The organism is Trebonia sp. (assembly GCF_030042015.1).
Classification (GTDB): domain Bacteria; phylum Actinomycetota; class Actinomycetes; order Streptosporangiales; family Streptosporangiaceae; genus Trebonia.
Window position 1 is genome coordinate 1 of sequence record NZ_JASIAL010000198.1, and the last position, 8,198, is coordinate 8,198.

An 8,198-nucleotide genomic window follows, 5' to 3' on the forward strand; every position below is an offset into this window, starting at 1 on the left:
GCGCCACGGCCAGGCAGATCAGCTCCGCATCCGACAAGCGCTTGGGCTGGCCCCGGCCGCTCCTGGCAGGCAAGGCCACGTGATCATCGATCTCCACATACAGTGCGATCAAGAGGGTGTCCAGGTCGTTCGTCACAGTCGATCATGGGCACCCTCCCCACGTCTCCGAGCCACGTTCAAGGAATCACTCATCTAGACGCGGCCATGCTCTCGGTCCAGACGTCATCCGACGGGCTGGTGATCCTATGGGGCACGGTAAGTTCCTGGGCCGCGCCCTGGCACGCTAGCGAGATTGCTGCTCCTGTGGCCCGGGAGCGGCTGGCAGGGTTATGGCGATGGCGATGAACGTGATCGCCAGGATGAACGTCGTGCCCCGGAGCCCGGCGGTCACGGGGCCGCCGAGCAGCCATGCGATCGGCAGCACCGGCCCGGCCCAGCGTGGCAGCAGCCGTGCCCGGAACACGGCGACCGCGAATGCCGCCAGGCCCGCCAGCGAGGCCAGTATCGACAGGATGTACAGCGGGCTGAGTGCCTGGCTCTCGCCGGTGACCAGGGACGCGATCGCGCATGGCAGGAAGCCGGCGAAGCCCGCGCAGGCGAGCCAGAAGCCGGCGGTCCCGAGCCGGCCGTCGGTGCGGTTGTGCAGCTGGTGCAGCCTCGTTATGGCTGCCAGTGCGGCCAGGACGAACGGGATCAGCATCGCGGTGAACGTGTAGTCCGCAGCGGTGGTCAGCGTCTTGGCGCTCGATGGCGGGTAAAGCAGTTCGAGCAGCGCCGCGGCGGCTGCCACGGCGGCTGCCGCCAGCAGGATGCCCCGCGTCTGCTTGCGCTGTTGAGTTGGGTACAGAACGGACGGTGCTTGTGCGGTTGTCATCGGTTCCTCCTTCGGTCTGGTTTCCGACGGTAGGAATCGGGTGCCCTGCTCGTCGTCAGGCCGTCTGGCGATTTCTGGTCCGCCGCCCGGTTCCCCCTGGGGGCGGAGGCCGGATCCGGCTGCGGGCGGACGCCAGGCTGTGCCTGCCGGGTTTATCGTCATGGCATGTCCGATGGCTCCGGGCGCCGGACGATGCCCGGCCGGCAGGCTCTTGAGGTGGCGCGCCGTCACCCGGTGGGCGTGCTTGCCGTCGTCCTCGCGGCTGTGCTGGCGGCGACGGCGGCACCGACGCGGGTGGCGGAGGATCCGTCGTTCCTGGCGATGATCGCGGGGACGTACTGGGTGGGGCGGCACGCCCGCGCCCGGGCGGCCATCGCCGGGCTGGCCGCCGCCCTGGCGACCGGGGCCGCCGCCCAGATCCTCGCGTCGCCGGGCAGCTCGCACGTCTCCGCGATCGCGTTCTTCTCCGTCGTGCTCGTGATCGCCCCCGCGACGGCGGGCGTGATAGCGCGTGCACGCGCCCGGCTGGCCGAACGGCTCCGCCAGGCGGCGGCCCGGGTCCGCGCGGCCAGGGAAAGCCGGATGAGCGCGGCGATCAGCGGGGAACGGCAGCGGATCGCCGCTGAGCTTGACCGCGTTATGCTGCACGCGCTGGATGGGATGCGCAGGCACGCAGCCGCCACGGACCGCGCGGAGGTCGCCGAACTCGAGCGGCTCGCCCGGGGCACGCTCGCCGAGATGCGCGGGCTACTGGTGCGGTTCCGCGCTGAGCACGCCGAGGATCGTGCCAGCGGAGGCCACGAGGAGGGGCTGGTCACTGTCCCGCCGCTGCCAGAGTTGCGCGCCCGCGTGCTGGCCGCGCTGGATGATCAGCAGGCTCGGTTGCCGCAAGCTCCTGCCCTGCCGGCATCTGCCGTCGTGCGGATGACGCTGCCCGCGCGGCGGCACGTTGATGCGGTCCTGGCAGTGCTCGCGCTGGCGCTGGCCGTCATGATCGCAGCATCCCGGGCCTGGCCGGCCGCCGCGCTCACCGGCATGGCGATCATGATCCCGGTCGCCTTCCTTCGCCGCGCCCCGCTCCCCGCCGCTGCGGTGAGCCTGGCCGCGACCATCGGCTACAGCGCCGCCGCCCGCCCGGAAGATCCGCTGGCCGGGCTGACGCCAGGCGCCATGATGGTTCTGGTCCCTCTTGTGACTGGTGCGGTGTGCCCGACGGTCCGTGCCGTGGCGGTGCTGATCGCCTGCCTCGCCGTCATCGCGTTCGCGGTCGTCGCTGATCCCGTGGCGAGCTTCAGCCCGGTGTCGGTGGCCGGGTCGGTGGTGCTCGCCGTCGCGAGCTGGGCGGTCGGCCGCGTCATCCGCGGCGGGAGCCAGCTGCTCGCGGCGCTCACCGACGCCGCCGCACAGGAGCAGGAGGAAGAAGCGGCCGGGGCACGGCGGGCCGTCGCGGAGGAGCGGCTGCAGATCGCCCGTGACCTGCACGATGCCGTGGGACATGCGCTGACCGCCATCGTCATGCAGGCTACGGCAGCGCGGCGGGTCTGGGACACCGACCCGGTGCGCGCCGCGGAGCACGTGGCCGCACTGCGCGAAACCGCCAGCCAGGCCGTCCAGGAACTGCACGTCCTGGTCATCTCGGTTGCCGTCGGGGGGGACGCCCTCCCGGCCGGCATTTCCGGAGTGGAGGACCTCGCGGTGCTCGCCGAGCAGGCCCGGCGGACAGGGCTGCCCGTGCGGTTCGCCATCGCGGGAACCGGGGTCCCGGTCTCGCCGGCCGTCAGCCGCGCAGCGTACCGCATCGCGCAAGAGGCGATCACGAACGCCGCCCGGCACGCTCCCGGAGCGCGGGTGGAGATGACAGCGTGTTTCACCGCGGCCGGGCTGATAGTGGAGGTCACCAACCGGCCCCCAGCATGGCCCGCGCTGCAGGCAGACGGTGCTGGAGGCCACGGGCTACCCGGCATGCGGGAGCGTGCCGGGCATGCGGCGGGACCGTTGCGGCGGGGCCACGGCCGGACGGCGGATTCACCGTGCTGGCACGCCTGCCGTACGGGCTCCCGCAGCCGGCTGCCCCAGAGCCTCCCGCCAAGGCGGCCCGGTGAGCATCCGGGTCCTGGTCGCAGACGACCAGTCGCTCGTGCGAACCGGGTTGCGCACTATCTTGCAGGCTGAGCCGGGCATCGAGGTCGTCGGCGAGGCAGCCGACGGAAGCGAGGCCGTCCGGCTCGCCGGCGAGCTGTCCCCCGACGTGGTGCTGCTCGACATCCGCATGCCCGGCATGGACGGCGTCGCCGCCACCCGGCAGATCCTCGCCGCCGACAGCGGGACCGGCACGGCCGATGACAGGACGGCACCGCGGGTGATCATCTTGACCACGTTCGACCTCGATGAGTACGTCTACCGCGCGCTGCGCGCCGGCGCGGCGGGGTTCCTGGTCAAGGACATCTCCGATGACCAGCTGGCCGATGCCATCCGCGCGGCCATGCGCGGGGACACGCTGCTCGCCCCGTCGGTCACCCGGCGGCTGATCGAGTCCTACACCAGGCGACCGCCTGCCGCCGGCCTGGTACCGGGCGCGGACAGTCTCACCAGCCGCGAGACCCAGGTCTGGCAGCTCATGGCCCGGGGAATGTCCAACGTCGAGATAGCCGGGGAGCTCTTCCTCGGCGAGGCCACGGTGAAAACCCACGTCTCCCGCGTCATGGCAAAACTCGGTGCACGCGATCGTATACAGGCAGTCGTCCTCGCGTTCGAGAGCGGCATCGCCTAGCAGCCAGCTCGAACCGGCCCGACGGTCCCGATCACAGACGCAGCAGGACCGCTCGTCTCATAATCCGCCGATCGCGAGGTCTACTGTGAGACGGCTGCTGCACTTTGCTGCTGCACCATCATGCAACGAGGCCGGTTCCATATGGAATCGGCCTCTGAGCTGGGGAGCCCCGTTACGGAATCGAACCGTAGACCTTCTCCTTACCATGCATGCCCGTTTTGTCGGATGGTGTCGCTCTGGGGCGAATTACCGCAGTTCGAGGCGATGGGAGTGTCTGGTTGCGTCGCACCGTGTCTGTCGTCGGCTGGGGGCGTTGTCACTTGGTTTGTCACTGAGCCCGGTGACGTCGGCGAGGTCTAGCCGGGCTACGCAAACCGCGATCGAGATCCCGCAGTCCGCGCTCGAATCGCGCTACAAGGTCTGGGGCGACAGGTGGCTGCCCTTCGGAGTCACAGCACGGCGGCTTGGTGCGAGGCTGGTCAGGCTCGTCGATGCCGAGTGCTGTATACAACAGCTGGTAGGGATTCGCTGAGCGGATGTGCTCGGCCACGAGCAGCAGGACGCATCGGTCAGACGCCTCGAAGACGGTCAGGAGACGCCATGCGCCGTAAAGGTCCAGCCGACAGATGCCCGAAAGCTGTTCTCCTGCCAGCCGGACGCCTGCCGCCTGGCATCCACGTTGGCGTATATCCTGCACAGCCACGATGAAGGATGCCTTCGCCTTCCCACGCAAGCCTGCGATCTGCTGGCGGGCTAGCTGCGTCGGTACGGTCGCGACCGTCAGCTTCGCTCCTCCGGGGCAGGATCGTCGAGTTCATGGCGCGCCCAGTCGAGGTCTTCGTCCGAGGGCACATATTCTTCGCCGAGCTCTCCGGCGCGGAGCTGACGTAGTGCCTCTGCAAGCTTGCCATCTGCGTAGTCGGCGCTGTCTTGAGCAGACCACCACACGTAGTCCCGGAGCTCGCGATTTCTTCCGAGCCGCCGTAGTTCGTCGACCAAGACTTGCAGCCGGACGAGGCTGTCGATGGTGACTTCATGCCGCCGCCGTTTCACGGCAGCTGAGGCGAGAACACCTGCCTGCCGCCATGACTCCACCGTGGTGCGCGAAACGCCCAGCAGACGAGCAGCCACCGCTACTGACACACTCGGCAGCTCACGGCGCCTGTGTTCGAGCAAGACCTGGGCGGCCTGCTTGACCCGCTGCTCGTCTAGCCTGCCCGCCGCCATGTCCTGCAGCAGGGCAACGTCGGCGACAACTTGTTCAGCGTGGTCGTACTCGCTAGCGACAGACACTGTTACACCTCCATATACTGAACAAAATTATGCCAGATTTGTTCAGTAGTGACCAGCACTCGAAGTCCTAAGCCTCAGGAACTGAAGGTCGGAGACGTGGACGCAGTTCCGGCGCCCACAGGCCGCGCCGCTCTGGGATTACGTCGGTCAGGCGCTGGGATTCCGCCGTGCCGCTAGCCACGCCAGGTCTGTTTCGTCCCTGGTCCTCGCCTCCTGCTCGCGGGCGAAGAGTGCGTCGGTCTTGGCCAGGACGAGCGTGTAGGGGCTGCCTTGCCGCCTGGTTACATGGGTGACAGGCAGTTCGGCGGCGTCGATCCGGGAGTGGATGTGCTGTCGGCGCTGCTTGGCAATCGGCCACTCGAAGGTGCGCCTGCCCTTATCTTGCAGGAACGCGCGGAGGGTATCGCAGAGGTCGCAGGTGCAGCCGCCCGCGCGCAGTTCGATCGACCAGTCGCCGGACGCGCGCAGCGGCCGGGCCAGCCGGGCGCGGAGCCGCGCAGCGCAGTCGGCGGCCAGGTCGCCGAAGCCTGCGCCGCCGCACGTGCCGTCCCCGGCCGGCTCCGCCGCGGCACGCAGCGCGGACATCTCCAGCGCAGTCACCGTGTCTCCTTGCTCACGGATATAGCCGGTCACTATGTCCCGGGCGCCGACCGCCCCGATCGCAGCCGCGCCCATCAGTACCGAGGCGAGCGGCTTGCCCAGGGCGCCGAGTTTCTCGTCGCGGCGGCTGGGCGACGATGACGCCATCCCTGCGCCGATGTCCTTGCCGAGCCATTCCCACGCCAGGTCAACGAGCCGCTGCGCGGCCAGCGCGCCGGCGCGGCCAGCGGCGTGCAGTCCCTCGCACAGGGCGGGCAGCCATTCTGCCACCCACCGTGGCCGTTCCTGTCCCCCGCCGTATGCCCAGGCCGGTTGGTCTCCGCCGAACCACGTCCCCAGCAGTTCCGCCGTCCACTGCTGCCCGTGGCCGCCGGCGATCTTCGCGAACGACTCCACCTGCGCGTCGGTCAGGCTCTCAATCCGGAACGGCCTCAGCAGCAGGGCCGCGGTATCCGGGTCTGCGACGGCGTCGGCCGCCCGCAGCGCCTTGCCGAGCAGACCGGAGGTCCTGCCACCTTCACCCGGAGTCCGGCCGCGCACCGCGGCGTCCCAGAAGGGCGCGAGCGTCGTCGCGGCGGCTCGCGCGCCCGGCACGTCGCCTGCTGACGCCATTGCGGCGAGCTCATCCAGAGCCCAGGCCGGGGAGGTCTCGGCGCGGTTCGCGAACGCCTGATCACGGGGCCATACTGCAACCGCCGCCCGGTGATACCACCGGTCCAGGGTGTTACCCCAGTTGCCCATGTAGCCCTCGTACTCCGAGGAGTACGGTGCGAGGTCGCCTGTCGGGGTGGACGCGCACACCTCATCGCCGTCCACCGACAGCGAGGTCTCTTCCAGGCGGGTGCCCTCCGGGCCGGTCCAGTGCGTGAGGGTGACCTCGGAGTCGACCAAATCCTGGATGTCGTACTCGCGCTCGCTGTCACTCGCGTTGTCGGAGTACTCGTCTTCGTCTTCGTCGTACTCGTCGTACCAGTCCCGGTATCCGTAGCCCTCATCGGCCGGGAACGCGCTGTGGGTCGTCTTGATATCAGCGAGCGCGAGGACAGACTCACAGCCTGCCCTGTCCGCCGCGGCGCGCAGCAGCGCCACCCGGCTCGCGTCCGCGCCCTTCAGCCGCCGCCAGTTCAGCCCGCGGGACGTGTACTCGTGGTCGAGGAGGTAGACGAGCCGGTTCGGCGGGTCGGCCACGGGTCCGCCGTAATAGCGAGGCACCGGCATGCTGAAGTGCTCGTGGAGCAAGTCGGCCAGCTCTGCGATCGTCCCGTCGTCCCCCTCCGGACGGCTGGTCTCGCCGTGCAGGAGCAGGTTGTAAGTGAGGGTGATCCGGTAGCCCGACGTCACCTTGAGCACCTCGTGCCTGCAGTCGGCGTAGAAGGCGACGAGCGACAGCGCTGTCTTCGACCCCCGATAGGCCTTCCACTCCTCGTTATGCCCCACGATCAGCTCGCCGCCGGCGTAGCTGGAGGGCAGGGTCACCACCAAGGTCCCGACCATCGAGTCGTCCTTCTCGGAATCCTGGTGGACAAGGAAGAACTGGTTCGGCTCATAGACCAGGAGGGAGTGAAGATCGGCGGTCAGCCCGGCGGCGTTCGGCAGTCCCAGCTCTTCCTTCACTGTGGCGAGAATGTCGTTCAGCACGGCGTCGTCCCACTCGGCGCGGACGAGGTGTTTCGGGATCTCCCACGTGTCGCGGACATCCGGATCGGTCACCGTCTTTTCGCCACGGCCGAACCTGGCCGGCTGACCGAGGCGGGCAAGCTTGCGGGCCTTCGCCGACGTCACCGGGAACCTGACTGGCCCGAAGCCCTCAACCTGCAGGCTCAAGTCGGCCATCTTCGCCGTCAGCTCAACGCTGAACGCGGTCTGCGCATCGGCCCGCAACGTCCTGGCCAGCCGGTCACGCGCCGCCGTCACCATAACACTGACCCCTCCCGCATCCCGGGAAACCGTCTCAATTCCTCTAGCGCGACCCTAGTGAACCATCCCAAGCCGCAAGCCACGCTTCCGCGGATTGCAGAAGGACGCCGCACCCAGGTCAGCGTACGGCTCATCCGACCTTGAATTCCCGTACCACAGCGATAGGTCGGCTCAGTGCCGAGGAGGTGTGACAAGCCAAGTGACAACGGCCCCAGCCGGCGGCAACGATAGCCAGACGTCCTCAGACGGTCCTAGCCTCTCGATCTCCGCTCTGCTAATCCGACATGATGCGACCTGGCCGGACGGATGCATTCTCCGCCACACGGAGACGCGCAGCGGACGAATTCCGGGCATATCCGGCTGCTCCGAGGCATCGAGTCGGATAACCGCAGGTCAGCAGGATGAAGGCACCTTGGTACGTCGCGATATTCCGGCTGCCAGCGGGATGTTAGCGGGACCCGCACCGCTTGGTTAGTCACTTGATCTTGAATTTGCCGACAAAAAGAAATTCGAAAAAGTCCCATCGAACTGAAGCCCCGTTACGGAATCGAACCGTAGACCTTCTCCTTACCATGCCTGCCGGTTTCGTCTGGTGGGGTCGCGCTGGGTCCGATTGCCGCACGTCAGACGGGTACCGGCGTCTGGGTACGTCGTGCTCTGCCCGTCATTGCCTGGAGCCGTTGTCGCTTGATTTGTCACTGGCTCCCTGAGCGACCTTCCTCCGAAACGCAGCGTTCCCCGTAG

The 8,198-nt window shown here is 68.4% G+C and carries 5 protein-coding genes; 2 read left to right on the forward strand and 3 right to left on the reverse strand.

Annotation, left to right across the window (positions count from 1 at the left end):
* Positions 1–283: 283 nt before the first annotated feature.
* The gene (locus Q1N79_RS10105; protein WP_300607322.1) at positions 284–874 is read right to left on the reverse strand and encodes a hypothetical protein; all 591 of its coding nucleotides are present in this window, start codon (positions 872–874) and stop codon (positions 284–286) included.
* 165 nt (positions 875–1,039) lie between these two features.
* Here Q1N79_RS10105 and Q1N79_RS10110 point away from each other — a divergent pair, with 165 nt between their 5' ends.
* Complete coding sequence (locus tag Q1N79_RS10110; protein WP_300607324.1) at positions 1,040–3,046, forward strand: histidine kinase; 2,007 nt, start codon at positions 1,040–1,042, stop codon at positions 3,044–3,046.
* Positions 2,973–3,644, forward strand: coding sequence for a response regulator transcription factor (locus Q1N79_RS10115; RefSeq protein ID WP_300607327.1), 672 nt, complete (start codon positions 2,973–2,975; stop codon positions 3,642–3,644). The genes Q1N79_RS10110 and Q1N79_RS10115 overlap by 74 nt, the downstream gene beginning before the upstream one ends.
* A 780-nt stretch (positions 3,645–4,424) precedes the next feature.
* On the opposite strand, the gene Q1N79_RS10120 is transcribed toward Q1N79_RS10115, so the two are convergent.
* Positions 4,425–4,937, reverse strand: coding sequence for a hypothetical protein (locus tag Q1N79_RS10120; protein ID WP_300607330.1), 513 nt, complete (start codon positions 4,935–4,937; stop codon positions 4,425–4,427).
* A gap of 147 nt (positions 4,938–5,084) precedes the next feature.
* On the reverse strand, positions 5,085–7,454 hold the full coding sequence (locus Q1N79_RS10125; protein WP_300607332.1) for a 2OG-Fe(II) oxygenase: 2,370 nt from the start codon (positions 7,452–7,454) through the stop codon (positions 5,085–5,087).
* Positions 7,455–8,198 lie beyond the last annotated feature (744 nt).

Excerpts from the sequence above, each read along its gene's own strand:
- Q1N79_RS10110 (WP_300607324.1), top strand. The coding sequence starts at position 1,040 with ATGTCCGATGGCTCCGGGCGCCGGACGATGCCCGGCCGGCAGGCTCTT.
- Q1N79_RS10125 (WP_300607332.1), bottom strand. The coding sequence starts at position 7,454 with ATGGTGACGGCGGCGCGTGACCGGCTGGCCAGGACGTTGCGGGCCGAT.
- Q1N79_RS10105 (WP_300607322.1), bottom strand. The coding sequence starts at position 874 with ATGACAACCGCACAAGCACCGTCCGTTCTGTACCCAACTCAACAGCGC.